The 459-nt window shown below is 66.2% G+C and carries 1 protein-coding gene; it reads right to left on the bottom strand.

Going from position 1 to position 459, the window contains the following annotated elements; translation table 11 throughout:
* The coding region (locus ACFQ1M_RS17690) for a DUF7507 domain-containing protein (RefSeq protein WP_386410962.1) at nt 1-459 on the bottom strand (459 nt) is incomplete at both ends.

The following is a 459-nucleotide window of genomic DNA, read 5'->3' as shown; positions in this document are numbered from 1 at the left end:
GTCACGATGATGTCGTACTCGATCACGTCATTCAGGGCCGATCCCGCGACGCGCACCGTCTTGGTCACCGTCAGCTCCGGGTTCGGACCGAGCGTGGTCACCGTGGGGTCGTTCGTCGGGTCGCCGTCACTCGTGCCGTCCCCGTCGTCCGTCTCCGTGTTCTCGTTGTCAGGTATCGGGTCGCCGTTGCCGTCCACGTCCGTGTCCGACACGTCGCTCACGTCGTCCGTGCCATCGGGGCTGTCCCCCGTGGCCGTCGCGCTGTTCTCTATGTAGCCCGCGTCGAGGTCCGACTGCTGTATCGTCTGCTGTGCCGTCACCGTCGCGCTCGCACCCGGCGCCAGGCTCGCGATGGGGCTGCCAACGATGCTGCCCGCGTCCGCGTTCGCGTCCGTCACCTCGATGTCCGTCAGGGTCACGTTGCCCGTGTTGGTCACCACGATGTCGTATCCTATGACA

The organism is Sungkyunkwania multivorans, assembly GCF_042675645.1.
Lineage (GTDB): Bacteria > Bacteroidota > Bacteroidia > Flavobacteriales > Flavobacteriaceae > Sungkyunkwania > Sungkyunkwania multivorans.
The sequence above is the reverse complement of the archived record's forward strand: the minus strand, read 5'-3'. Positions and strand labels throughout refer to the sequence as shown.